The organism is Bacillus sp. FSL K6-3176 (assembly GCF_038003325.1).
In the GTDB taxonomy this organism is placed as follows: Bacteria; Bacillota; Bacilli; order Bacillales; family Bacillaceae; genus Bacillus; species Bacillus altitudinis.
This window is the reverse complement of the sequence record NZ_JBBOOX010000001.1, coordinates 653,678-677,199: the sequence shown is the minus strand read 5'-3', so window position 1 is coordinate 677,199 and position 23,522 is coordinate 653,678. Positions and strand designations below refer to the sequence as shown.

Sequence of the window (23,522 nt, the reverse complement as noted above, 5' to 3'; positions counted from 1 at the left end):
AATATGTCATTGTGGTGCAGCCAGTGTCTAAAATATTCATCAAGTTGACTTTTTATTTATCAGAAAATTTTTACTTTTATTTAATTTAGTAAGCGCTTACATATAGACGCTTATCACGCATACACGTATTTTTTTTGTCTGATGGGGATGTTTAAGAAGGTTGATCACTTGGGAATACTCTGATAGGTTAAGTAACCATAGCAGTGAGCAGGGCAGTGAAATGTCATTTCTGTCTAGCACTTCTGTATATTTTGATTGAGGTGATGTCAAATTAATACGAAAAAGGTGAGAAAACAAAATGAGTATTGAAGTTACGATTTCCTTATCTATCTATTTTATCGGGATGCTTGCCATTGGTTGGTATGCGTTTAGGAAAACACATGATTTAAATGATTATATGCTTGGTGGACGAGGTCTTGGTCCATTCGTTACAGCTCTATCAGCAGGTGCTGCGGATATGAGTGGTTGGATGCTGATGGGTGTACCAGGTGAAATGTATAAAACAGGTTTATCGACAACCTGGCTTGCAATTGGTTTAATTGTCGGTGCTTATTTGAACTATTTAATTCTTGCACCTCGTTTACGTTCTTATACAGAAATTGCTGATGATGCCATTACGATTCCTGATTTCTTTGACAAACGATTCAAAGGATCATCTGCTTTATTAAAAGCAGTTTCAGCCGTCATCATTTTAATCTTCTTTACGTTGTATACATCATCTGGGATGGTATCAGGCGGACGTTTATTTGAGTCAGCATTCGGTGCTCACTACATGTTTGGTCTGATATTGACATCAAGTATCGTGATTTTGTATACACTGTTCGGTGGATTTCTAGCAGTGAGCTTAACGGACTTTGTCCAAGGAGCTATTATGTTTTTAGCATTAGTGCTCGTGCCGATCGTTGCCTTTACTCAATTAGGTGGACCTGTTGCCACATTCAATGATATTCAACAGATTGACCCTAAATTGCTTGATATTTTTAGAGGAACGAGCGTCATTGGCATTATTTCCTTCCTCGCTTGGGGATTAGGTTACTTTGGACAGCCTCATATTATCGTACGTTTTATGGCGATTACGTCCGTAAAAGATTTAAAACCAGCACGCCGAATCGGAATGAGCTGGATGATTATCTCTGTCATTGGTTCACTATCTGTTGGTTTAGTTGGTGTCGCATACGTACATGAAACGGGTATGAACCTTGCTGATCCTGAAACGATCTTTATCGTCTTTTCTAAAGTATTGTTCCATCCTTACATTACTGGATTCTTACTTTCTGCCATTTTAGCAGCCATTATGAGTTCAATTTCTTCTCAGCTGCTTGTGACAGCAAGTGCCATGACAGAGGATTTATACAGAACGTTTTTTAGAAAGAAAGCCTCAGATAAAGAGCTTGTGATGATTGGTCGTATGTCTGTACTCGTTGTTGCGATTATTGCTCTTTGTCTATCTCTAAACCCAAGCGACACCATTCTTGACCTCGTCGGTTATGCTTGGGCAGGATTTGGTTCTTCATTCGGTCCAGTCATCTTGCTTTGCCTATACTGGAAACGAATGAATCATCACGGTGCACTTGTCGGAATGATTGTGGGTGCCGTTGTGGTTCTTACATGGATCACGACAGGTCTCAACCATTCAACAGGTATCTATGAAATGATTCCTGGCTTTACGTTAAGTGGCTTAGCCGCAATTGTTGTGAGCTTAATGACAAGTAAACCGACAAAAGCATCAAAGCAGCTATTTAACAAAATGGAAGACCATCTCGAAGAAGAAACAAAATAACCAGACATGAGGAGTCATCTGCATTATGCGGATGACTCTCTTTATTTTTCAATAAAATGCTTTTCTTTCTCCCGTTTCTGAATAAAATAGAAGTTGTGCAGCCATATGGGCTGTGAGAAGATCATATACATGATGTGAAACGTACATGAAGTGAAAGGAGCGATACGCATGTTTTGGACAATTGAATGGGATACGGTCTTGAAATTAGCCGTTGCCACCTTAATCGGTTTGATCATCGGTCTTGAACGCGAACTTAAGAAAAAGCCGCTTGGGCTGAAAACGTGTATTGTCATTGCTGTCAGCTCCTGCGTATTAACCATCATCAGCATTGATGCAGCCTACAATTTCCCTCGAGTCTCTAAGCTTCAAATGGACCCACTCAGGTTACCGGCGCAAATTATATCTGGTGTTGGTTTTATTGGAGCAGGTGTGATTCTTCGCAAAAGCAATGACGTCATCTCAGGTCTTACGACATCTGCGATGATTTGGGGAGCAGCAGGACTTGGGGTTGCAACAGGTGCAGGTTTTTATAAAGAAGCCTTCCTCAGTCTTTTCTTTATTCTTGTCAGTGTGGAATTTTTACCTTGGCTCTTCCAGCGGATTGGCCCCATTCGCTTACAGGAAAAAGAAATCCGCATCAGAATGTCACTTTCTGATCGAAACCGCATGACAGAGATTTTAAAAGAAATGAAAGCACTCAATATTCGGATTCATTCTGTACGTATTGATGATTTAAAGGAAAAAGACTATCCGATCATGGAAGTACGTGTTCGCGTACATAAAGACCGCTATACAACCGATGTGTACTTTGATATTAAAGATTTAGAAGGCGTTGTTGGTGTGAAGTGTGATACGGTGTAGGATAAAAAGCCCCTTGCTATGTGAAACAGCAAGGGGCTTTCGATTTATGTTGTTAGCTGATGAAAGTCAAAAGGCGTAATTGGGGTTTTGTCCTCAATCTCCTTTCGAAAACGCGCCAGCATGGCACTTTCGTCAGCGCTTAGTGTTCGGAGATCAAATGCTTGATGTAAAAGCCCATAAATAAGCATATGACGCAGCATAAGGAAATCTGGTATTGTCGCCAGCCATGCGTCATCAAGCTCATTCTCCTGTCGATAGCCTTTGAGAAAATGGCTCATAAATTCACCCGTAAATTCAGCTTTATCCTCATACGGAATCACCGGATACCAAAGAACGTTGTATAGCAAAATGCTCATATCGTTGATAAACCAGTGATACCCACAATCATCAAAATCAAATGCAATGATTTCTCCATGATGATAGTGGAAGTTCCCGTGATGTAAATCCGCATGCACCAGTCCATAGACATCCTTGGATATTCGGAGCTGGTGAAGCTTTTGCATCAGTTCATCTTTTCGCTGCAACACAACCGTTTGATCAGAAGGAATATACGTTTCAAGCTTTAATTGCTCCTCCTCATACCACTCTTGACGCTTATAGCGAGGATCTTTCACTTGATATTGTTTAGTCGTTTGATGCATACGCCCTGTATAGGCTCCTAACGCTTGAAACAACTGTCCATTCCAATCTGCTTCGGTCACTTTTCTGCCGGGCGCCTTTTCGTACACTCTCAGCAAAAAAGCGCCTCCTGCTTGATCGGGAATCGCTTCAACATCTTTTCCTCTTGCGGATAAAACCGGTTTAGCTACTGAGATTCCATGTTGAGATAAATACCGAATCCAGTCCATTTCTCCTAAAATATATGTGCGAGAGCGGCGTATGGTATGGGTAATTTTCAATATATAACTCGACCCTTTTTCATCCGTATATTCATACACATAATTTTCTGCATCGGCTAGAAATGTGACCTGTTCTGGCTGAAAATGATAGAGTAGAGCCGCTTTCTTTAAGACCATTTGTTCATCGTATCGTGCTTTTACTTCTTTATGCATGCTGATTCTCCTTTTATCGTCTTTTTACTTATACATGACGGTAATCAGCATTTATACGAGCATCAACATACCTGCCTTTCCTTTTGATTTCCTCACATACTTTGACAAAAGTTGAAAGATTCCTCTAATTAGAAATAAAAAACCGCCAAAAGGCGGTTTTCAGATTGTTGACAAAGGGCTAAAATGAACTTTATTTTAGCCCTTTGTCTTCTTTTCAGCGTGATAGAAAACCTTTGCAGTCCTAGGAAGGACGAGTACTGGCGCGGAGCGAATGTCACATTCGTGAGCACCAGCACGCAGGACTGACAAAGAATGTGAGATTTGTCTACACGCTAAAAACCGCCAAAAGGCGGTTTTTATTTAGTCATATATATGGACAGTTGGTTCTTTATCTTCAGCATTTTTTGTGATGAGGGCTTCTTGCTGATCAGAAGAGGTGATGTTGATTTCTATATTGGTGCTCTTATAGTAATCCATGACTTCACCTGTTAAGTATTGCGTGAATGCCACGACTTCTGTTTTTCCGTAGAATTGCATTGGAATTTCTACTTTCATTTTTTGCAAGTTCCCGTTTTTATAGAAACCTTTGCCTACCACACCTGTGTAATTCGGGAAGTAGTCTTCTACCTTTGTCTTGAAGCGGTCAAATCGCTCTGAATCATCTTTGTAGCTGCTCTTGGCATTATCTGAAGGGAAGAAGACATTCTCTTCTTTAATCGTATCCCAACTGCCAATATCAGCTGATCCTGCTTTTACATCAGTTTTAGCGATAAAGTTTCCTGGAACAATAGATGATTTTGGTGCTTGTTTATAAAGAGCAATCATGACTGGGACTTTTTGCAGTCCGTCCATTTGACGAAGTCGTTTAATGACTTGTTCCGCAATTTTTTCGCCCTCTGCTAAAAGTTTCTTTGAATTCTTCGATGAATCGATGGTCACCTCTTGCTGAGGATCTCCGATATTTTCGCGATAATAATAGACAGAGTTAAGCGCAAGACCGATGACAACCCCGCCAAGCTGTAAGCTATTTTTATCTTTTCTGATTAAGTAATTATGTTCTAGCATGGAAGCTAAGTAGATTGGACTATTTTCATTTTTTGACTTTGTTGAACCTGAGTTTGGAAGAGCAGGGTTTAAACCTAAGTTCTTAAAGTCTTTGTCTTCTTTTTCAGCTTTTTTCAGATCACTGCCTGTTTTTTTGCGGGCAAGCCAGCTGAGAACAGTATCTTCATCTAAATGCTGTCCTTCTTGGAATAGATAATCGTTTGTATTGAATGATTCTGTTGCCAGGCGCATGAGTCCTGTTTCAAATTCATCAATGTCTAAGCGTGTATTGAGACGCTCTGCTGTTAGTCCTCTTGCCGCTCCTTGTTTAAACGGCAGCACCATTTTGTAATAGGAATCAGAGATGTTGTACATTGGGATGATCGCTGTTTCTTTCGTTTCATCCGTTTTTTGTGTGACCTCTTCCTCATCCTTTCCCCCAAAAGGTGCACACGCTGACAATACCAGTGTGAGCATTGTCAGCAGCAATAGCAACTTTTTCAATAGAAAACACTCCTCTTATTTCTTTAGCTCCTCGAGCATTTTGGCTTCGTCCCAAATTTCAATATTGAGTTCTTCTGCCTTTGTCAGCTTACTTCCAGCTGCTTCGCCGGCAATGACTAAGTCTGTTTTTTTACTTACGCTACCTGCTAACTTGCCGCCTAATGCTTCGATCGCTGCCTTTGCATCATTTCGCGACATTTCTTCTAATTTCCCCGTCAGCACAATCGTTTTTCCTGCAAAGTAGGAATCACTTTCTTCTACTTTCACCGGTTTTGGCCCAGTATAGGTCATATTGACCCCAAGTTCTTTTAGTTCATTTAGCAGATCTAGTATTTCTTCTTTCTCAAAGTACGTGACGACTGCATCGGCCATTTTTTCACCAATTTCATCTACTTCAAGTAATTGTTCTTTCGTTGCTTGTTTTAACTGATCGATATCCTCAAAGTGCATGGCCAACGTCTTCGCTGCTTTAGAACCAATAAACCGAATACCAAGTCCAAATAATAAACGTTCAAGAGAGTTTTCTTTCGATTGCTCGATCGAACGCAGTAAATTATCGACAGATTTTTCGCCCATTCGTTCTAGCTGAATCAACTCTTCTTTTGTTAAACGGTAAAGGTCTGATACACGAGAGACAAGCTGTTCTTTGAAAAGTTGTGTAATGACTCGCTCGCCTAGCCCATCAATATTCATCGCATTACGAGACACAAAGTGAATGAGTCCTTCACGTATTTGAGCGGGGCATTGTGGATTGATGCACCGCAGCGCCACTTCTCCTTCAATTCTGACCAGCTCACTATGACACTCTGGACATTCAGTCGGCATGTGAAACGGCTTTTCTTCTCCTGTTCGCTGATCAACAAGGACCCCTGCAACCTCTGGGATAATATCGCCCGCTTTTTTGACAATCACTTGATCAAAAAGGCGGATATCCTTCTCTTTGATTAAATCTTCATTATGAAGAGATGCACGTTGCACTGTCGTCCCTGCCACTTTTACAGGCTCAAGAATCGCTGTTGGGGTGATGACGCCAGTACGCCCCACACTTAGTTCAATATCAATCAGCTTCGTCACGACTTCTTCGGCCGGAAATTTGTACGCAACAGCCCAGCGTGGACTTTTTGCTGTGAAGCCTAGTTCTTCTTGCTGAGCCAATGAATTGACTTTAATGACAATGCCATCGATTTCGTATGAGAAATCAGCACGCTTTGTTTTCAGTGTTTCGATGAGGTCGATCACTTCTTCAATGGTTTGGCACATCCGTCTTTCTTTGTTCGTTTTAAAGCCAAGCTCATCGAGAAGATCAAGTCCTGCGCTTTGCGTTTCAACACCAATTTCATCAAGCTCCGCTATACTGTAGACGAAGATATCAAGGTTTCGTTTCGCTGCAATTTTCGTATCGAGCTGACGAAGTGAGCCAGCAGCCGCATTACGCGGGTTCGCAAACGGCTCTTCTTCGTTTTGTAATCTTTTTTCGTTAAGGGCTTCAAAAGAAGGTTTTGGCATAAATGCCTCGCCTCTCACTTCAATCGACAGAGGCCGATTGATTTTGAGCGGGATGGAACGAATGGTTTTGAGGTTCTCGGTAATATCCTCACCTGTTGTCCCATCACCCCGCGTGGCACCCCGGACAAACACGCCATTTTCATAACGGAGAGAAACAGCGAGTCCGTCAATTTTCAGCTCGACATTGTAAGCGACGTCGTCACCGACTGCTTGACGAACCCGGCGGTCAAAATCAAGAAGGTCCTGTTCATGAAACGCATTGCCGAGACTAAGCATCGGTGTACCGTGACGTACTTTTTGGAAGGCGTCTAAAACAGCACCTCCTACTCTTTGCGAAGGTGAATCCGCTGCTTTTAAATCAGGGTATTCTTCCTCCAGAGAGATCAGCTCACGCATCCGCGCATCATATTCAGCGTCAGGAACACTTGGACGATCCAGTGTGTGATATTCGTAGTTGTATTGATTCAAAATCTGGTGTAGTTCCTCGATCCGGCGTTTCGCTGCTTCTTTATCCATCTGCTTCTTCCTTTCACTTCATCCGTTTTGTCAGTCCTATCAGTTTATTGCTTTTCGATTGGCGCAAATGCGGCAAGGAGACGCTTAATGCCTGTAGGGCTTGGGAAGGCAATATCAAGCTCTGTACTATCCCCACTACCTTTTACACTCACAACCGTGCCAACGCCCCATTTTTTATGAGCGGCTTTATCACCGACAGCCCAGCCAATGCTGCCGCCGCCTGTGTTTTGAATGGTTTGCGTTTGTGGACGTGAGACAGGCCCTCGTCTTTGCGGTCTTTCTCTCGTTTGGCCAAACGGTGTTTTCGTTTCTTTTTTCTCATTTAGGTTGTCCAATAAATCAGCTGGTATTTCTCTGATAAATCGTGATTCCAGATTCATGTTCGTCCGGCCGAATAACGTTCTCATCTTCGCACTTGATAAATAAAGCTCTTCTTCGGCCCGTGTGATCCCTACATAAGCAAGACGGCGCTCTTCTTCCATCTCTGCATCTTCCATTAATGAACGGCTGTGCGGGAAGACGCCTTCCTCCATTCCCATTAAGAACACAACAGGGAATTCAAGTCCTTTTGCTGCGTGAAGCGTCATTAAAATGACCGCATCCTGATCTTCTTCCTCAGCCTCATCCAGCTTATCAATGTCTGCGACGAGGGCGAGGTCTGTCAGGAAGGTGACAAGTGATTTATCTTCATTTTGTTCTTCAAAGTTTTTAGTGACCGATAGAAACTCGTCAATATTTTCTAAACGGCTTTGTGCTTCAATCGTTTTTTCGATCTTCAGTGCTTCACGATAGCCTGTTTTCTCTAGGATCTCTTCCGTTAATTCTGTGACAGATAAATAATCCTGCATATTTGTCATTTGATCAATGAGCTGTTTGAACTCATCAAGTGCATTGGCAGCTCTTGCACTGAGTCCAATGAAATCCACCTGACCAAGTGCTTCAAACATAGAGAGATCATTCATTTCTGCGTATGCGGCAATTTTATCAACAGAGGTCGCCCCAATTCCACGCTTTGGTACGTTGACAATGCGCGCAAAACTAATATCGTCATCTGGATTTGCCACAAGGCGTAAGTATGCCAAAATGTCCTTAATCTCTTTTCTGTCATAGAACTTCGTGCCGCCGACGATGTTGTATTGAATGTTCGCCTTCATTAACGTTTCCTCTATGACACGTGACTGGGCGTTCGTTCGATAGAGGATCGCAAAATCAGATAATTTACGCTTGCCGCTCTGATGAAGCTGACGAATCTTTCCAGCGACAAATTGACCTTCACCGAATTCATTATCCGCACGGTAATAGGCAATCTTCGCTCCTTCATCATTTTCTGTCCAAAGATTTTTCGGCTTACGGTTTGAATTGTTTTGAATCACCGTGTTTGCGGCATTCAGAATACGTTTGGTCGATCTGTAATTTTGCTCAAGCAAGATCACTTCACTGGACGGATAATCTTTTTCAAAGGAAAGAATGTTTGTAATATCCGCTCCACGCCAGCGATAGATAGACTGATCCGAGTCACCGACCACACATATATTTTGAAAACGCTGCGCGAGCAGTTTCACAAGCATGTACTGCGCTCTGTTTGTATCCTGATATTCATCGACATGAATGTATTGGAATTTTCGCTGATAGTGTTCTAATACTTCAGGGATCCGCTCAAACAGACGAATCGTCATCATAATAAGATCATCAAAATCGAGTGATTGGTTTTTGAGTAATCGTTTTTGATAATCTGTGTAGACGTCGCTGACGACTTGATCGTAAAAGTCACCGGCTGTTTTTGCGTATTCCTCTGCGTCAATGAGTTCGTTTTTTGCACTACTGATTGACCCTAAAATGCTACGTGGATCAAACTTTTTAGGATCGATATTTCGTTCTTTTAAAATGTTCTTAATGACTGAAAGCTGATCAGATGTGTCTAATATAGAAAAGTTGCGATTCACACCAATACGGTCAATATCGCGTCGTAAAATGCGTACACACATGCTGTGGAACGTAGAGATCCAAATGTCATCCGCACCAGGCCCTAAAATGGCTTGTACACGCTCACGCATTTCTCTTGCTGCTTTATTTGTAAAGGTAATCGCTAAAATATTCCACGGTGCCACATGCTTTTCTGCCATTAAATACGCAATTCGATGCGTGAGCACTCGTGTTTTTCCACTACCTGCTCCTGCCATCAGTAGCAGCGGTCCGTCTGTTGCTTTGACCGCTTCTTTCTGCGCGTCATTCAGCCCTTCTAATAGATGATTCGATATTTCATTCATTTCATTCACCGCCAATTCGAACTTATGTTCTATTTTAACCCGTTTCGTCTTGTTTGACTATGATGACTTTTTCACTGCGTCGACTGTCTTTAGCGCTTCTTTAAAATTGTCATAAATGACGTTCCCCACGACGACAACGTCTGCATGCTGTGCAAAGTCTTTCGCCTTCTCTTCGCTTTCAATACCGCCGCCATAAAATAGAACCGTTTCATGTAGCACTGCTTTGGTTTCTTTCACAAGCTCTATGTCTCCAAGCGTCCCGCTGTATTCTAAGTAAAAGATGGGCAGTTTCATCAAGTGCTCTGCCACTCTCGCATATGCCCTTACGTCATCTATATCCAGTGCCGTATTTGCCTCTGTCAGCTTAGCCGCTTTACACTCTTCGTTTAAGATGACATATCCTTCCGGCACAATCTCTTCCATTGACATCAAATCACCGTATTCCTTCATCGCATCCTTATGCAGACCAACAATCCAATCTGGATGAGCGCTGTTTAACACAGTGGGGATAAAATACAGGTCAAAGCCAGGTACAATCATCTCATGTGTCGAGATTTCAAGGACACATGGCACAAGAAAGCGGCGCACCTTTGACATCAGTTGCAGCACGTTGTCTTCTGTCACGTTGTCACTGCCGCCAATTAAAATGGCATCCGTACCAGATTCACAAATCGCTTCAAGTTGTTCATCGGAAATCTCTTTATTTGGATCGAGTTTAAAGACATGCTTCCACTCGGTAACATCATACATGAAAAACGTTCCTCCATTCGTTTCATTCCATTTAAATATTATAACAAAATCAGACACCGCAAAAAATGGGTAACCTCCTTCAGCTAAAAGTTTCATTCTTTTGAAAATAGTCGATTTTCATTTTAGGCGAGGTGAATGATTCAAGAGGCGCTGAGGGAGATAAATAGATCGATGCTGAACTGAAATGAGAGCTACTTCATCTCATCACATGATATTATACATGAAAGGAACATTTTACTATCGACCAAGCAGGTGAATGATTTGAAAAGAACCATCACATATGATCAAACGATCGACATTGGATATATCTATCTCATCCCGCCTCGAATCGGAACAATCAAAGAAACCATTGAATTAGACGTGAATGAATGTGTGAACGTAGACATCGACAAAGAGGACCGAGTGGCTGGGCTGGAGTTATTTGCAGAAGAAGCCAAGGTGTTGAAGCACACACCCGTTTATGAGGACGAGCTTTCGTTACGTTTTACGGATCAGGAAGTTCTCTCAACCTATCATTTATCGGGCATTGAATTTCAATTCTCAACGCCTGATCACAATGGACTGATTGGTTTTACCATTGTCGATCCTCTTAAATATAATGTGAAAAGAAAGACAAGAAAAAACCGTTTTGATTGATTCAAAACGGTTTTTAAAGCTATTGTCTCACTTCATTAAAATAATGAACAGATGTCATGGCCCCTTCATCGACCATCTTGTTGTCTTGAATATCTAACGGATCAGGGTGACCAGCTTTTTCAGGAACCTTTTCATCTGATCGGAACATGCTGATCCATTTCTTCAGATGCTGTTTATTTTTAACCGCTAATAACACAGCACCTCCAACTCCTAATCCAGCAAGTACATACGTATTTGGACGCTTATTCATGTTTGTTCCCTCCCCTTTTGATCTTATTTGTAAGTTACCCCGCCTTTTCATTTCTAAACGTCACAATCTGTTGAAGTGGTTTCTCTTTCAATGAAAAGTGGAATAACATCAGTAATGATAGAGAAAAGAGGGGATTTTCGTGACAACAACTTTCATCGTCATTGGCGCATTATTAGTGATTTTTTTCATCATACCAATCATTTTATTCATCTGGATTTGGATGCGAGATGAAAAACAGGAAGAGCATTCTGTCCTACGAAATTATCCGGTCATTGGAAAATTGCGGTTCATTTTTGAAAAAATAGGACCTGAGCTTCGTCAATATTTGTTTCTCAATGATCGAGAGGAGCTTCCTTTCTCAAGAAGAGAATACGAGCAAGCTGTCATGTCTGGGAAGTACAAAAGCCGGACAATGGGCTTTGGATCAAAACGTGATTTTGACAAGCCTGGTTACTATATTCGCAACGTCCTATTTCCAAAGCAGCGAGATGAGTTACGCATCGATCAATCTGAAAAAATCCAAACAAAAGTGTATCAGATCGATCAAGATAATTTACTTAGAAGAAGTGAACACACGAAAGAAGTCGAAGCAAAACCTTACTATCTCCATCAAGACGATGTACAAGTGATAGGCGAGCACACATGTCAAAAGCCTTTCCGTGTAAAAGGCCTGATTGGTCAGTCAGCCATGAGCTACGGATCTTTAGGCGACAGGGCCATTACAGCATTATCCTCAGGATTAAAGATGGCTGGCGGTACGTGGATGAACACAGGTGAAGGCGGGCTTTCTCCCTATCACCTCAAAGGCGGAGCTGATATTATATGCCAGATTGGGCCTGGTCTATTTGGCGTGAGAACAGAGGATGGCGCTTTTTCCTTTGAAGAGTTTAAGAAAAAAAGCGAGCACGAGGAAGTCAAAGCCTTTGAGCTGAAGCTGGCTCAAGGAGCTAAAACACGCGGCGGACATATTGACGGTGAAAAGGTCACCGAAGAAATTGCAAGCATCCGTAAATTGCCGCCCCACCAATCCATTGACAGTCCAAATCGATTTGAGATGTTCCACTCCATTCCTGATATGTTTGATTTCATTGAACAGTTGCGAAGTATAGGCGGAAAGCCTGTCGGCATCAAGCTTGTGGTCGGACATAAAGAAAACATTGAGGAACTTGCAGCGTACATGAAAAAAAGCGGAAAGCATCCTGATTTCATTACAGTAGATGGCGGAGAAGGCGGCACTGGTGCTTCCTTTCATGAATTGGCAGATTCCGCAGGGCTGCCGATTTTTACGGCACTCCCAATGGTTCATCAAATATTGAAAGAATACGGTGTCAGAGATCAGGTAAAACTCTTTGCTTCTGGCAAACTTCTCTCCCCTGATAAAATTGCGATTGCCCTTTCCATGGGAGCAGATTTTGTGAATATCGCACGGGGCTTGATGTTCTCGGTTGGCTGTATTCGGGCGCAAGTATGCCACACGAATAAATGCCCAGTTGGGGTTGCCACGACAGATCCAAAGCTGCAAAAAGGTTTATCCATTGAAGAAAAGAAATACCGCGTCTGCAATTATATCCTGTCCCTTAGAGAAGGTTTGTTTAATTTATGCGCAGCAGCTGGAATTGAATCACCTATTCATTTTAACGAAAAACATATTATTTTTAGACAAGAAAACGGTCAGACAAGTGAAGTCCCTATGTTCTCAGGCACAGAGCAGTCTGTCTAGCTTAAAAAGGTGCGTTTCCGCACCTTTTTTCGTTGACATTCTTGCTCAATCACGTATAAAGAACTTAATAGATCTTTGATAAGGAGAAAGAGTATGCGTGAAAAAAAGGTCCGCGGTATGAAACGAAAGACTCAACAGATCATAAAAGAAATGAACGCAAATACGCAGTCGTTTCCGGAGAATGTTTCTGACTACTGGCACCTGCCTCTACCAGCGGCTTATGATTTTATGACTTCCAACAGAACACCGAAAAAGATCAAACGTCTATGCATTCAAACTCTATTGAATAGAGCTGAGCATCTCATTGATTTGAAACCAAACGACGGGGACATATATCGTGTCGTGGTCGCAGTCGATCTGCCTGGATTATGGCATTCACAAATCATTGTGTTTAAAGGGGATTCTTATGTGAAAGATTTCTTCAACAGACAAGATGAGTATCAGACATGGCTTCCCCTTTCTGATCAGAGAAATATTCAAAAAGATTGGGATTTATCTGTTCCGCAAAATATGCGAACTATCGGTTTTAAGGAAGTAATCACTGATGACGATGAAGTGTCCTATGAAGGTGAACGATGGTTTATGGGGGAACTTGATGACATCAAATAGAGCCATTTCAAATGAAATGGCTCTTACTTGTTCAACTTCAAAACGACAAATCATAAAGAATGTTTGCAGTGAAAGCTGCTTTATTTTGTTTCGTCCGTTGCTTGTTGCTCTGCTACGCGGTCAAGTGCCATCGTATAGGCATCATTTCCGTAGTTCAAGCAGCGTTTGACACGTGAGATAGTGGCTGTACTTGCACCTGTTTCCGTCTCAATTTTATGATACGTATTTCCCTCGCGAAGCATACGCGCTACTTCAAGACGCTGTGATAAAGATTGGATTTCATTGATGGTGCACAAATCATCAAAAAATCGATAACATTCTTCCAGGTCTTTAAGGGATAAGATGGAGTTGAATAGCTGATCTAAGCTTTTGCCCCTTAATTTATCAATTTGCATCTTTATACATCTTCTCCTTTACTATTGGCACACCGCTCCGCACTGACTTTTCCGAGAAAGCGGTATCTTTCCTGACTCATTTTTTTCAACCTCAGCAATGAGCTTTGAACGAATCATGACAGGTTTGGTTCTACGCTGAAAATGCCATCAGGTTCTTTCGTAAGCCGAAGCTTCTTTATCGTAAACAAATTCGACAAGTTTTGTCATATTCCTTGTGCGACAATCTGACAAACTTGTTTGCCTCCGATATCTAGAACACTTCTGCTCTGTTAGGTCTTTCCCTAAAAAACAGTATGTGTAGAAAGCTTGGCGAGACGACAAACCTGCGCCCCGCCTTGCTTGATTATTCAAAATATGTTGGTCGGCCAGCGTAACCGACAGATTCATTTTACAATTGGGCACTTCATTCGTCATGTCAAAGCCCTATGCTTTGTCACCATATCTAGCAGCGAAGAGATCTTTTGCTCACTCCTGCCCTATAACAGCGGTCAGAAATCTAGCAAATATGATACAGCTCCACTCTGTTATATTTTAACGCATTATAGACGGAAAGAGTACAGTTTTTTTCATGACATCAAATATTCCTCTTGGTGTCACCCGAATATACGGCAAGTGTGTGCTTTGGAAAAAGACAAGTGTATCAATCGGGCAGTCAAATGGATACCCGCGCTCAATGAGTAGCTCGCGTAACGTTTGCTCCTGCTGAAGAACCGTTTCAAACGATTCAGCTGATGCACAGCCTGATAATTGCAACGGGATTTCATGCAAAATCTTTCCGTTTTCTGCGAGCACAATTCCCCCGCCAATTTCTTTCATTCGCTTATGAGCAAGCATCATATCATCTTTATTTTTCCCAATCACTAAAATGTCACCAGTGGTTGAAAATGAGCTGACAAACCCTTGCACCTTGTTTGCAAATCCTTTTAACATTGTGTTCACGCGCCACTCGCCTTTTCGATCAATCAGACTGAAGAAGCTTTGATCATGGTCACAGGACAGCTGATTGACAGAGTTATCAATCTCCACTGTATAAGGCTCCATAATGACAGCATTTCGCATTTTGACACCAAGCGGCATTGAGAATTGCAAGTCACTCATTGTCAGGTCATAGCTTAAATCTAATGGTTCAAGCCCGCCATTTTCCCATTTTGTCTCTTGGAATTGATGCTGGTTCTCCCCCTCTAATTTAAGGATCACCCCTTTAGAAATCACCGTTTCTGGATTTGGATTCATCGGATCATCTAAAATATTCAAAGAAGCCAATCGACCAGGACCGACCACGCCTAATAAGTCATCAATTTGATAGTATTTCGCAATGTTAAAGGTCGCCATATTGTACGCATCAATAGTAGGCACGCCTTCTTCAAGGGCAATGCAAATGAGACGATTGATCATGCCTTCTTCATAAAAGTGAGGCGCTGATCCATCTGTTGTATAGAAAAAGTGATCGTAGTGCCTAAAGTCACGCTCATGCAACTCTCTTAAAATGTTCACTAAATCTGGGCGGATGGAAGAATGACGCAACGACACATGATAGCCAAGAGACAAGCGTTTGAGCACATCGTCTGCATTCATTGCTTCATGATCACTGTCCGCTCCAAACAGCTTCATTTTTGTTAGCGTTTTCTCAGAAGCCCCAGGGAAATGCCCTTCAATTCGTTTTCTCTGCTTCTTCGTTTCTTGCATGCAATATAAAATGAGATCATCACCGTCCATTAATCTTGGCCAGCTCGTTAATTCGCCGCCTTGTAGGACGTCGGGATGATCAATCCATTCTTTCCGATAGTTAATAGGAAGCATCTCATCTTCATACCTGACCTCGGTTTGAAGATCGTATCTGGACCACCAGAAATACTGAAATGGCTGCTTTTTTAATTCGCATAGAGTGGAAAGCGCTTTCTTTTCATTGCTTTGCAAAAGAAGAAATAAGTTATCGCTGACCATCGTTGTTGTGCCAAATTGAGACACATATTCTGCAAGTGATTGGGGATTATAAATATGGAACGGATGCGCGTGAGGTTCAATATACCCCGGCACAATGTATTTACCTTCACAATCAATCACACGTTTAGCTGATTTATTTTGAGGAAGCTCTGCTCCGACATAAACAATTCGATCATCATGTATCCAAATATTTGCCTTCACCCATTGCTTCAAAAACGGGTTTAGCACGAGTCCATTCGTTAAAAGGAGTGTTGGAACTATTTTTGAGTCGACTACATCGATTTGTGTGCGGATGTCATTGTTTCTCCAATTAAAAGTACGTTCGGACATTCACATACTCTCCTTCATTTGTATTAGCCCTATCGTAACATAACGAACCACGTTACGCATTAATGAAACGTTACAATTTCTTGAAATCACACTTAAAATAATTTAAAAAAGGAGAATCACTTGCAATGAAACCTAATCTTGGCTTAATGGAAGCGCTCATGAGAATTGCCTGCGGAATGACGATATGTACTGTAGCTGGATCCTTATATGCTCGAAAACCATGGAGTAAAATGCTGCTTTTTGGCATCATGCTCGGCGGATTAAAATTGGGCTCTGGTATTCTTCGTTTTTGTCCAGTGACCTATATGTGTGAACAGCAGAATACACATAAAGAGAAGGCTGAGTAGACAGCCTTCTTTTTTTGTGTGTGAATCATTCCGCTGCTTCGCACCATTTGACCAACGTACCAGCAATGATTTCTGCTGCTTCGATCACATGTTTGATCTCAATAGATTCATTCGGGAAATGGGCAAGCTCTGTCGTTCCAGGTCCAAACACAATGATTGGGATATCCGCTGCTTGTGACAGTAATCCGCCGTCTGTCCCCCAAGGGGCGGCTTCTACCTTTGGCGGGTGCTGCATGACCTCTTCATATTGTTCCTTCAATAGACCTAAAAGCGGGTGATCAGAGTCGATTGACCCTGGAAGCCACCTAGCACCAAACCACTCCACTTCCACAGGATGTTCTTGAAACCAATCATCTTTTTCAGCGAGTCCAGTCATCCAATTTTCTAATTCCTTCTCTGCCTGCTCAACTGTCTCACCTGGCATCACACCAAGCCTGCCTTCCATTGTGACAAGATCTGCGACAGAGGACGGCCAATCACCGCCTTGAATTTTCCCAATGTTGATTGGAATTGGAATCGGGATATGCTGAAACAGCGGCTCCGTCACTCGCTGATTTCTTTCTTTTTCTAGTGCCGCTATATGAGAAAGGACCACCGTGCTCTTTTCAATAGCAGAAACACCGTGATACCTTGTTCCGCCATGAGCTGCCCTTCCTTTAATATGCAGCCTGAACCACTTTGATCCTTGCTGAATCGGAAAAATGTTCATATGACTTGGCTCTGGAATGATGGCAGCATCCGCTGTGTACCCTTTCAATATCGCAGCAAGTGTGCCTGCTCCGCCGCTTTCCTCTTCGACGACACTATGAAACACCACATCTCCTTTCAGGGGAATCTGAAGCGCATGCAGTGCCTCAAGCGCAAAGAGTAAAGAAACGTTTCCACCTTTCATATCTGTTGCCCCGCGTCCATAAAGTCTCCCGTTTATGATATGCCCGCTGTAAGGTGGATATGTCCATTGATTCGTATCTCCTGCCGGAACCACATCTACGTGCCCGTTTAATAAAATCGATTTGCCGCCACCTTTTCCTTTCAATCGCCCAGCAACGTTGGGACTCCCTTGAAAAGATCGGCGCGGGGAATAAAAATAAGGATGCTCTAGTAATTCATCACCGCCAATTTCCCAAACGTCTACATCAAAGCCAATGGCGGACAGTTTATTGGCCACGATCTGCTGAACCTCTTCTTCATTTCCTTGGGTGCTGTCACATTGCACCATTTTCTGAAGAAGCGTAATGGCTTCATCCTGATGCTCTTTCATCCAGTTTCTAATACGTGTCATTGGCTGCAAGTCGTTCATCCTTTCTACACAACAGATTTGACATCAGGCGCTAAAATTAATGGCGCTTCAGTCGCCCTTATGACATCTTCCGGCTGAAATGGCGGCATGACTTCACGTAAAATGAGCAGCTGAGACTTGACCTCAATGACCGCCATATCCGTAATAATCAAATCGACACACGCTTTAGCGGTTAACGGCAATGTACAAGCCGATTTCACTTTAGATCGACCGTGTTTATCAAGATGGCTCATCACCACGACCACTTTTTTCGCTTTTTGCGCCAGCTCAATCGCTCCGCCCATACCCGGTACTCTTTTCCCCGGTACAATCCAATTGGCAAGATCCCCTTGGCTGCTTACTTCAAGTGCACCCAAAATCGTCATATCCAGCATGCCTTTTCGGATGATGCCAAAAGCAGTCGTACTGTCCATGTACGAGCCGCCCTTTGTCAACGTAATAGGAAAACCACCGGCATTGCACAAATTCGGATCTTCTTCCCCTTGCAGAGGCGAGGCTCCTGCCCCCATAATGCCGTTTTCTGCATGCAGCCACACCTCGTAATGTGATGGAATGTAATCTGCTGCTAGGGTCGGAATGCCGATCCCAAGATTCACAATCATGCCATCTTCAATTTCTTGTGCTGCTCTTTTGGCAATGCGGTGTCTTAAATCGATGTCTCCCATGCCCATGTCCAGTTCACTCCTTTTGATTGCACGATTTGATTCACAAATACGCCTGGCGTCACGATTTCTTCTGGATCGAGCTGCCCCGCTGCCACAATTTCTTCTGCCTCCGCAATGGTCCAGTCTCCTGCCATCGCCACAATCGGGTTTGTATTCCGTGCGCTTTTATCAAAAATGAGGTTTCCCAATTCATCTGCTTTGTAGGCATTGACGATGGCAATATCCGCTGTGAGCGCAGGCTCTAACATATAATTCTTCCCATTCAGCTCAACCAATTGTTTCTCATCGAGACTCAGGCTATCCATCCCAACATCTGTCACAATGCCCGCCAGCCCCATTCCGCCTGCTCTGATTTTTTCTGCAAGAATGCCCTGCGGATAAAAATGAACGTCTAATGTACCAGCCTGCATTTTCTGTCCGGCAATGGGATTTGAGCCGATATGAGAGGCGATGATTTTTTTCACTCTTCCTTCTGTGATGAGCCGGCCCACACCAATTTGCGGGAAACCTGCATCATTTCCGATCAATGTCAGATCTTGAATATTTGCTTCCAAAATGGCATCAATCAACGATGGTGGTGAACCCACGCCGCCAAATCCGCCAAACATGATGGTCATGCCATCTTTTAATCGCGTCATCACTTCATCCAAACCCACAGTTTTGTTCATGTTCGTTCCTCCTTACATAGCAGATGGGAAAAACCCTCGATTGATCACTTCTTGTTCGACTTGTGTGATGGTCTGGCCGAATTTATCAATCAGTTCATCCATTTCCTGCTGTGTGATGGAAAGCGGCGGTGCGATCATAACCGCTGCGCCTCCGACTCCATCCTCTCCAGCGCTTGCTGGATACACAAGCAGTCCCTTTTGTTTTGCCGTTTCAACAACGAGATTGGTTATCTGAGCATGTGCAGGAAATGGCGTTTTGGATAAACGATCTGCGACAAACTCAATGCCAATGAGCAATCCCTTCCCTCTCACATCTCCTATGATGGAATGATTGACTTGCAGATCTTTTAAAGCATTCATCAGATATCGCCCGGAAAGTTCAGCCCGTTCGGGAAGCTGATGCTTTTTCATATATCGAATGACCGCTAATGAAACGGCTGCTGAAAGCGGATTGGCACTATATGTGTGCCCTGCCATGACAGAGCCGGAGCCGCTGATAATCGGTGCCATCACACGATCCGTTGAGACAACTGCTGCGATTGGAGAATAACCTGCGCTCATGCCCTTTCCAAGAACCATGATATCTGGTACCGTGCCCCAGTGTTCCATCGCAAACATTTTCCCAGTTCGTCCAAAGCCCGTCATGACTTCATCTGCGATCATTAAAATGTCGTTTTCTTCACAGACACGCTTCATCGCTTCGAAATATCCGTCTGGCGGCAGGAGCGCCGCTCCCGCTGCGCCAACAATCGGTTCAGCAATCAATGCGGCGATCCTCTCTTTTCCTATACGCTGGATGACGGTCTTAAATTCCTGAACATACCACTCGACCTGCTTGCTGTCTTCCTTTGGCAGCCATGACCGGTAGCTATAGGGCGGTGACAGCACTGGGTGCTTTTCAAGCAGTGGTTCAAAGCGCTCCCTTCTTGCAATATGACCTGACATTGACAGCGCCCCTAATGTAATGCCGTGGTAACTCATCCATCTTGAGATGATATGATTTTTTTCCGTCTTCCCCTGCTCCTGCCAATGCTGAATCGCCATTTTCATAGCAGTCTCCGTTGCCTCTGAACCGCTCCCTACAAAAAAAGACCAGTTCAGATCACCTGGGCAAAGTGTACTCAATTCATACGCTAGTTCTTCCGCTGGTTCATTCGTAAATTGTGATCTGTACGTAAAGCTCACCTTTTTCGCTTGCTCCGTCATCGCATCAATAATCTCTTGTATGCCATGTCCAATACTTGCCGTGACTGCCCCTGATGAGCCATCTATATATTTTTTTCCGTCCCGATCATATAAATAAATCCCCTCTCCTCTCACAGCCACAGGATATTGCTGATTTAACATCGGTTTGATTAAGTAATCCCGGGTCTCCACTTTGTCATTCCTCCCTCTCTTGTCAGCAGCTGCACTTTTCTTTTTACATGAATCGCAAGAAAATTTTGTATACTTGGTATAAGATTAGCTTAATCAAGAGGGCAGTCATCCTCCATTCGCCATATGCCCGAATTTCACATGTGTTTTTTATACATGGTGTATAAGAGTGTTCAAAAGGAGGTCATGAGTCTATGGCGATTCTCGTCAAAGATGCACTCTCGCTCGATATGATGAAAGAAACCAAACTGCTTGCTGGAGAAAATGGACTGGATCGTCTTATCCAGTGGGTGACCATTGTGGAAATTATTGAGGACACGTCTAGACTTTCCGAAGGAGAGTTACTTGTTACAACTGGGTTTGGACTGACAGAAAATAAAGAAAGACGCATCCGGCTTGAAAAATTAATTCAATCTCATCGTCTTTCAGCCATTGCCATTTATAAAGGCGTGTACTTAACGGAAATTCCCGCATCACTCATTGAAGCCGCCGAAAATAGCGGTATTCCACTCATTGAGATTCCGCCCCATGTCAATTTTTCAGACATCACAAAAGCCGTTCTAGAACAAATCGTCAGCAGTCAGCTCCATCAGCTCAAATATTCTTCTGCGATTCATCAAAGACTGACCCATTTAAATGTGAGCAATAAAAATGTCACGCAAATTACAGATGAACTGGCACATCTCACAGCAGCAAATATCGTCGTACTGGATGTGTTTTTGCACCAAACAGCAGCTCATCTCGAAACAGACGAAGTGACCTATTCTCCTGCTTTTGGCTTTCTAACAGATGACGAACCGATTGAAACCTCTTCTCTGCTCAAGCAGGCAGAGGAAAAAGGGCGGCTCGTCTATGACACATATGGTGCGTTTGTTCTAGCGGCATGCCCTGTGATTGCAATGGGGGATATTTTCGGGTTCATTGTGGCGTTAAAGAAAAAAGAGACGTGGCACCATCTCGATGCCATCGCCATTGAGCATGCCGGTGCGGTGTATGCGATTGAATGGTTAAAACAAAAAGCCATTCAAGATACAGAAAACCAAATGCAGGGGCATTTATTGGATGATATGCTGCAACAGCAATACACAGAAGAAAGTTATGTCATCGAACAAGCAAGAAAGCTGCAATATGATATGAGTGAGGAACAAGTCGTCATCTACTTTCAATTTCAGCATCAGCACACACAGCTCGACCATCAAATGGTGCAGCGCCTATCCCAATTGCTCACATCCATTTTTGAACGCAGACAAATTCCTTTTTTATTAAAGGCAAGGCTTGATTCCATTTTTGTCTTGACACCCGCAGGGAAAAGCACGTATCAAGAAACAAATTGGTATCGCGCATCAGAAGAATGCCGCAGTACTTGGTCTTATTTTTTCCCCGTCCATCCCATTGTGATTGGCATTGGAAGAGCCTACGACCAGATCAGTCTCTTTTCCAAAAGTGCAAAAGAAGCCCAATATGCAGCAAGGCTTCTTCCTCTTTTGAAAACAGATGACAGTATCATTCATTATCAGAAGCTCGGTCTATATGGTATGCTGCTTGAAATGAACGAAGCCGGAATGAATTTGCATGACTTTTACGTGGAGCTGTTAAGCCCGCTGCTTTATACAAAAAAACAAGGAGCTGACCTCATTCATACACTCGAAGTGTATTTGGCACACAATGAAAATATTCAAAAGTCAGCGGGGGAATTGTTTATTCACCGGCATACGTTAAGCTACCGGTTGAAACAAATTGAAACGAGAACAGGCTGCAGCCTCAAATCCACTGATGATCGGATGAAGCTGCAGCTAAGTATCATGGCGTACCGCCTATCTGGTCTTCTTGATCAGATGAGAACCATTTCATGATTCATTTGGCGTTTTGACCCATAGATTCATATCTTCAATTTTGTCAAAAATATAGCAGTTGTTTTGAAAGCGCCCAGTGTATGTATACCCGAGCTGATAAAATACTTGATTCATTCCATAGGACAGTGCACGGGCAAGAGAATAAAAGACATAAATGTGCATGGATTGAAGCTCTTGTTCGAGGGCTAGAATCAAATGATGCATGAATCCTAGTTTTCTGTATGTGGGAAGGGTTGCACAATCTGTTAGTTCTGCATGACCATACGGTACATTGATTTCAGCGGATGCGGCACTTACAAGTTGACCGTCATGTTCAACGGCATAAAAAACCGTCCCTTCCTCCATTACCTTTCGGATGTAATCTGGCTCATTCATTGGCGTGGGGTACGTTTCAAAGACCGTATCATAGAGCGCTGCCAGCTTGTGCACATCCTCTGGACCGGCTTTCCTCATCACATACTCATCCTGCCACACGCCTTGGTCTTTTTTAATCGGCTTTTCTTGAATAGACGCAACGATTTCATCTTCCTTCAACCAAAATGGGCTGTTCATTCGATCTTCGGTCAGAAAGAGCGACATGCCGTATGCATCACTTCCGAGAAAATAATGAGAAAACACCCCTTCAAGCCGAAAGCCTTTTGCTAAAAAAAGAAGCATATGCTCGCGCCTTACTTTTACAATAACCTTAGACGCCTTGCAGTCCGCCGCTTCCTGAAGCACGGACTGAATCACATCCTGCACCCTGCCGCTATAGTCATCCAAACGAATTCGCTCATTAAATGGATCCATACAGATCAAAGCAGAAAAACGCTCGTTTGCAAGTTTCTTCAATTGCACCATACACTCATTCCCCTCTTAGCTAATAAAAAAACTTCCAAATTAAAAATGAAGAAATAGCAATACCAGAAAAAATGGATAGGATCATATAACTAATGGCAAAGCCTTTTTTCAATTTATTCTGCTTAATGGCAGTCACCATGATGTTATTTATAGTTATGAGATATAAAACAAGCATGACGTTTGCAAAGATGATAAATGCTTTGATTTCCATGTTTCCTCCCTAAATCTATTCGTAATCCCATACTACTTCTTCATCATCTGCCCGCATCCCTCCTATGAACAGAAGAAGAAAAAACACCTTTCCATCTCGT

General features: G+C 42.9%; 21 protein-coding genes. 7 read left to right on the top strand and 14 right to left on the bottom strand.

What is annotated here, in order from left to right; all coding sequences use genetic code 11:
- Positions 1-298 precede the first annotated feature (298 nt).
- Both putP and MHB38_RS03425 read left to right on the top strand, forming a co-directional pair.
- Positions 299-1,780: a sodium/proline symporter PutP gene (putP, locus tag MHB38_RS03430; protein WP_017359800.1), complete on the top strand. Its 1,482-nt coding sequence runs from the start codon at positions 299-301 to the stop codon at positions 1,778-1,780.
- Between the two features lie 168 nt (positions 1,781-1,948).
- Entirely contained in the window at positions 1,949-2,641 is a 693-nt protein-coding gene (locus MHB38_RS03425; protein WP_008344247.1) for an MgtC/SapB family protein, read from the top strand.
- A 44-nt stretch (positions 2,642-2,685) separates the two neighbouring features.
- On the opposite strand, the gene MHB38_RS03420 is transcribed toward MHB38_RS03425, so the two are convergent.
- The 5 genes from MHB38_RS03420 to MHB38_RS03400 all read right to left on the bottom strand — a co-directional run bounded on the left by MHB38_RS03420 (position 2,686) and on the right by MHB38_RS03400 (position 10,280).
- A complete protein-coding gene (locus MHB38_RS03420; protein ID WP_281215919.1) occupies positions 2,686-3,693 on the bottom strand; it encodes a phosphotransferase enzyme family protein in 1,008 nt (335 codons plus the stop codon).
- Between the two features lie 360 nt (positions 3,694-4,053).
- A complete protein-coding gene (locus tag MHB38_RS03415; RefSeq protein WP_008344253.1) occupies positions 4,054-5,241 on the bottom strand; it encodes a CamS family sex pheromone protein in 1,188 nt (395 codons plus the stop codon).
- A gap of 15 nt (positions 5,242-5,256) precedes the next feature.
- Entirely contained in the window at positions 5,257-7,263 is a 2,007-nt protein-coding gene (gene ligA, locus MHB38_RS03410) for an NAD-dependent DNA ligase LigA (protein WP_007496867.1), read from the bottom strand.
- A gap of 44 nt (positions 7,264-7,307) precedes the next feature.
- A complete protein-coding gene (pcrA, locus tag MHB38_RS03405) occupies positions 7,308-9,530 on the bottom strand; it encodes a DNA helicase PcrA (RefSeq protein WP_017366764.1) in 2,223 nt (740 codons plus the stop codon).
- Positions 9,531-9,587: 57 nt separating this feature from the next.
- Complete coding sequence (locus MHB38_RS03400) at positions 9,588-10,280, bottom strand: heptaprenylglyceryl phosphate synthase (protein WP_331833274.1); 693 nt, start codon at positions 10,278-10,280, stop codon at positions 9,588-9,590.
- Positions 10,281-10,532: 252 nt separating this feature from the next.
- On the opposite strand from MHB38_RS03400, the gene MHB38_RS03395 reads away from it, so the two are divergent.
- On the top strand, positions 10,533-10,916 hold the full coding sequence (locus tag MHB38_RS03395; RefSeq protein ID WP_234922845.1) for a DUF2283 domain-containing protein: 384 nt from the start codon (positions 10,533-10,535) through the stop codon (positions 10,914-10,916).
- Between the two features lie 19 nt (positions 10,917-10,935).
- Here the strand turns inward: MHB38_RS03395 and MHB38_RS03390 are convergent, their stop codons facing one another.
- Positions 10,936-11,166 carry a hypothetical protein gene (locus tag MHB38_RS03390; RefSeq protein WP_019743748.1) on the bottom strand — a complete coding sequence of 77 codons (231 nt, stop codon included), beginning with the start codon at positions 11,164-11,166 and terminating at the stop codon, positions 10,936-10,938.
- A 139-nt stretch (positions 11,167-11,305) separates the two neighbouring features.
- On the opposite strand from MHB38_RS03390, the gene MHB38_RS03385 reads away from it, so the two are divergent.
- Both MHB38_RS03385 and MHB38_RS03380 read left to right on the top strand, forming a co-directional pair.
- A complete protein-coding gene (locus MHB38_RS03385) occupies positions 11,306-12,886 on the top strand; it encodes an FMN-binding glutamate synthase family protein (protein WP_144716641.1) in 1,581 nt (526 codons plus the stop codon).
- Between the two features lie 93 nt (positions 12,887-12,979).
- Positions 12,980-13,495 (top strand): DUF3916 domain-containing protein, encoded by a 516-nt coding sequence (locus MHB38_RS03380; RefSeq protein ID WP_035391438.1) that lies wholly within the window; start codon positions 12,980-12,982, stop codon positions 13,493-13,495.
- An 80-nt stretch (positions 13,496-13,575) separates the two neighbouring features.
- Here the strand turns inward: MHB38_RS03380 and MHB38_RS03375 are convergent, their stop codons facing one another.
- Together MHB38_RS03375 and MHB38_RS03370 are read right to left on the bottom strand one after the other, a co-directional pair.
- Positions 13,576-13,890 (bottom strand): YerC/YecD family TrpR-related protein, encoded by a 315-nt coding sequence (locus tag MHB38_RS03375; RefSeq protein ID WP_007496879.1) that lies wholly within the window; start codon positions 13,888-13,890, stop codon positions 13,576-13,578.
- A gap of 531 nt (positions 13,891-14,421) precedes the next feature.
- A complete protein-coding gene (locus tag MHB38_RS03370; protein WP_202734668.1) occupies positions 14,422-16,164 on the bottom strand; it encodes an adenine deaminase C-terminal domain-containing protein in 1,743 nt (580 codons plus the stop codon).
- A gap of 125 nt (positions 16,165-16,289) precedes the next feature.
- Here MHB38_RS03370 and MHB38_RS03365 point away from each other — a divergent pair, with 125 nt between their 5' ends.
- The gene (locus tag MHB38_RS03365) at positions 16,290-16,511 is read left to right on the top strand and encodes a YgaP family membrane protein (RefSeq protein WP_008344274.1); all 222 of its coding nucleotides are present in this window, start codon (positions 16,290-16,292) and stop codon (positions 16,509-16,511) included.
- A gap of 25 nt (positions 16,512-16,536) precedes the next feature.
- On the opposite strand, the gene MHB38_RS03360 is transcribed toward MHB38_RS03365, so the two are convergent.
- Genes MHB38_RS03360 through MHB38_RS03345 form a run of 4 tightly spaced genes read right to left on the bottom strand, consistent with a single transcriptional unit; the run spans position 16,537 to position 20,521 of the window.
- A complete protein-coding gene (locus MHB38_RS03360; protein WP_146271551.1) occupies positions 16,537-17,802 on the bottom strand; it encodes a peptidase in 1,266 nt (421 codons plus the stop codon).
- A gap of 14 nt (positions 17,803-17,816) precedes the next feature.
- Positions 17,817-18,482 (bottom strand): 3-oxoacid CoA-transferase subunit B, encoded by a 666-nt coding sequence (locus MHB38_RS03355; RefSeq protein ID WP_008344276.1) that lies wholly within the window; start codon positions 18,480-18,482, stop codon positions 17,817-17,819.
- Entirely contained in the window at positions 18,458-19,144 is a 687-nt protein-coding gene (locus tag MHB38_RS03350) for a CoA transferase subunit A (RefSeq protein ID WP_079920040.1), read from the bottom strand. The genes MHB38_RS03355 and MHB38_RS03350 overlap by 25 nt, the downstream gene beginning before the upstream one ends.
- A 12-nt stretch (positions 19,145-19,156) precedes the next feature.
- Entirely contained in the window at positions 19,157-20,521 is a 1,365-nt protein-coding gene (locus MHB38_RS03345; RefSeq protein WP_079920042.1) for an aspartate aminotransferase family protein, read from the bottom strand.
- 191 nt (positions 20,522-20,712) lie between these two features.
- Between MHB38_RS03345 and MHB38_RS03340 the strand changes: the two genes are divergently transcribed.
- Positions 20,713-22,371 carry a PucR family transcriptional regulator gene (locus MHB38_RS03340; protein WP_035703544.1) on the top strand — a complete coding sequence of 553 codons (1,659 nt, stop codon included), beginning with the start codon at positions 20,713-20,715 and terminating at the stop codon, positions 22,369-22,371.
- Here MHB38_RS03340 and ablB read toward each other — a convergent pair.
- Both ablB and MHB38_RS03330 read right to left on the bottom strand, forming a co-directional pair.
- The gene (gene ablB / locus MHB38_RS03335; protein ID WP_071167947.1) at positions 22,366-23,211 is read right to left on the bottom strand and encodes a putative beta-lysine N-acetyltransferase; all 846 of its coding nucleotides are present in this window, start codon (positions 23,209-23,211) and stop codon (positions 22,366-22,368) included. The genes MHB38_RS03340 and ablB overlap by 6 nt on opposite strands.
- A gap of 19 nt (positions 23,212-23,230) precedes the next feature.
- Positions 23,231-23,422: a hypothetical protein gene (locus MHB38_RS03330; protein WP_017359816.1), complete on the bottom strand. Its 192-nt coding sequence runs from the start codon at positions 23,420-23,422 to the stop codon at positions 23,231-23,233.
- Positions 23,423-23,522 lie beyond the last annotated feature (100 nt).